Genomic DNA, 2,859 nt, shown 5'->3' on the forward strand with positions numbered 1-2,859 from the left:
TTATAGAGACGATCCAAACAGGGATATGCAATACACTCATCCTCTTTGGTATATAAGCTGCAACAGCAGAGAAAGCCTTCAAACCACTTTAATCTTGCTGCTGCAGTAAGTTTGGATGTTGATTGACAAGCAATAACAAAAGCATGTGCCCTCTTTATTGGGGCGCAATCATTTTTTTGGGATCAACCAGCCGATCATAGTCATCGCCAGAAACCCCGGCTTTTAGTGCTTCTGTGCGCAAAGTTGTATCATTTTTATGCGCTGCTTTGGCAATCTCAGCAGCTTTTTCATAGCCAATTTCTGGTGCAAGAGCTGTGACTAACATGAGAGAGCGCTCCATGAGAGAGTGAATATGAATGCGATTGGCCCGTAGTCCTTGAATGCAATGCAGATCAAAAGAGCGCATGCAATCACCAAGAAGTGTAATCGATTGTAAAACGTTATAGCCAATGACAGGTTTATAGACGTTGAGTTCAAAATGTCCTTGGCTGGCGGCAAATGTTACGCTGGTATGGTTCCCGAAGACCTGGCAAGAAACCATTGTCATGGCTTCACACTGAGTGGGGTTGACTTTGCCGGGCATAATAGAAGAGCCAGGTTCATTTTCAGGCAAGTTTAGTTCGCCTAAGCCAGAACGTGGACCAGAGCCTAAAAAACGAATGTCATTGGCAATTTTAAAGAGATCTGCGGCTAATGCATTCAGGCTTCCATGGAAATGGGCAAGCGCCCCATGATGGGCGAGAGCTTCAAACTTATTGCGTGCTGTCTTAAAGGAGATCCCTGTGAGGGAGCTAATTGTTTCAGCAAAGGCGACGTCGAAACCTTTCGGGGCATTGAGCCCTGTTCCGACAGCCGTCCCTCCTTGGGCGAGCATTTGAACATCGGTAAGGGCGGTTTCAATACGCTGAAGATTGGCTTCTAGTGCTACGCGATAGCCTGAAAATTCTTGTGCAAGTGTTAAGGGGGTTGCATCTTGCGTATGGGTTCGTCCGATTTTGATGATATCGGCAAATTCTTCTTCTTTTTTTCTTAAAGTGGTAATGAGAGCTTCAAGAATGGGAAAAAGATGTTGGCGCGTTTGCAGCGTGGTGGCAATGTGAAGCGCTGTGGGAAAGGAATCATTCGATGATTGACTCATATTGACATGGTCATTGGGATGAACAGGCTTTTTGCTTCCCAGTTTGCCACCCAAAAGCATGCTGGCATGGTTGGCGATAACTTCGTTAACATTCATATTGCTTTGTGTCCCTGAGCCTGTTTGCCAAACAGAAAGAGGAAAATGCGTGTCGAATGCGCCAGAGAGAACTTCATCTGCGGCAGTGACAATGGCTTTTCCAATCTTTGGGGAAAGTTTGCCTTTGTCCATATTTACAAGTGCAGCGGCTTTTTTTACAAGGCTTAAGGCGTAAATAATGGTAAGAGGCTGCTTTTCACTGCCAATATTAAAATTATGCAGAGAACGTTCAGTTTGTGCGCCCCAATAACGATCTTGACGTACCGAAATCGTTCCAAAGCTATCCGTTTCCTGACGTGTTTCAACCATGATAAGATCCTTTTTTGTTCACGGGTTCTTAAAGGAGCTAAATAACGCGAAAGTGGAATAAGAGGCAAGACTTTGAATCTGCTTTAGAGAAATTTTTTATGACTATTTTTTTATGGTTATTCTTGACATTGAGAAATACCGATTTTATATTTCAGATAGTGTTAGCACTCACATGAAGAGAGTGCTAGCAAGAATTTTAAGATTAATCCAATTATGTTCAGTTTTAAGGATTTAAAACATGGCTAATATACAATTCCGCCCACTTCACGACCGTGTCGTTGTCCGTCGGGTTGAATCTGAAAATAAAACGGCTGGTGGGATCATCATCCCTGATACAGCGAAAGAAAAACCCCAAGAAGGCGAAGTGATTGCTGTTGGCAATGGCGCTCTGGATGATAACGGAAAGCGTGTGCCTTTGGAAGTAAAAACAGGAGACCGTATTTTATTTGGAAAATGGTCTGGAACTGAAGTCAAGATTAATGGGGAAGACCTCTTAATCATGAAAGAATCTGACATTATGGGAATTATGGGCTAATTGAAGCACCTAATTTTTCATTGTGTACTATTTTGAAAAAAACTCCAAGGAGAAATTAAATGGCTGCTAAAGAAGTCAAATTTGGCCGTGATGCGCGTGAGCGTTTGTTGCGCGGTGTCGACATTCTTGCTAATGCTGTGAAGGTGACACTCGGCCCTAAAGGTCGCAATGTGGTGATTGATAAATCATTCGGTGCGCCTCGCATCACAAAAGATGGTGTATCCGTTGCAAAAGAAATCGAACTGGAAGATAAGTTCGAGAATATGGGTGCACAAATGTTGCGCGAAGTTGCTTCTAAAACCAATGATGTTGCGGGTGATGGAACAACAACAGCAACTGTTTTGGGACAAGCTATTGTGCAAGAAGGTGTTAAAGCTGTTGCTGCCGGCATGAACCCAATGGATTTGAAGCGTGGAATTGATGCTGCTGTTGAAGAAGTGGTGGCAAACCTCTTCAAAAAAGCTAAAAAAATCCAAACGTCAGCAGAAATTGCACAAGTGGGAACAATTTCCGCTAATGGTGCTGCTGAAATCGGTAAAATGATCGCTGATGCTATGGAAAAAGTTGGCAATGAAGGCGTCATTACCGTGGAAGAAGCTAAAACCGCTGAAACGGAATTAGAAGTCGTGGAAGGAATGCAATTTGACCGTGGGTATCTTTCCCCTTATTTTGTCACAAATGCTGAGAAAATGGTCGCTGATCTCGATGATCCTTACATTCTCATTCACGAAAAGAAATTGTCTAATTTGCAATCTCTTCTTCCTGTGCTTGAAGCTGTTGT

General features: G+C 43.2%; 3 protein-coding genes. 2 read left to right on the forward strand and 1 reads right to left on the reverse strand.

The genetic code is table 11. From position 1 onward, the window contains the following. Positions 1-154 precede the first annotated feature (154 nt). Positions 155-1,543, reverse strand: coding sequence for a class II fumarate hydratase (gene fumC / locus ACFIO3_RS05265; RefSeq protein ID WP_375608135.1), 1,389 nt, complete (start codon positions 1,541-1,543; stop codon positions 155-157). Positions 1,544-1,781: 238 nt separating this feature from the next. Here fumC and groES point away from each other — a divergent pair, with 238 nt between their 5' ends. Further along, positions 1,782-2,078, forward strand: a complete 297-nt coding sequence (groES, locus tag ACFIO3_RS05270) for a co-chaperone GroES (protein WP_005774667.1) — start codon at positions 1,782-1,784, stop codon at positions 2,076-2,078. 59 nt (positions 2,079-2,137) lie between these two features. Then, positions 2,138-2,859 (forward strand): chaperonin GroEL (gene groEL, locus ACFIO3_RS05275; protein ID WP_375704173.1); only part of this gene is annotated, 722 nt, incomplete at its 3' end.

Source organism: Bartonella sp. AD328YNZD, from assembly GCF_042196425.1.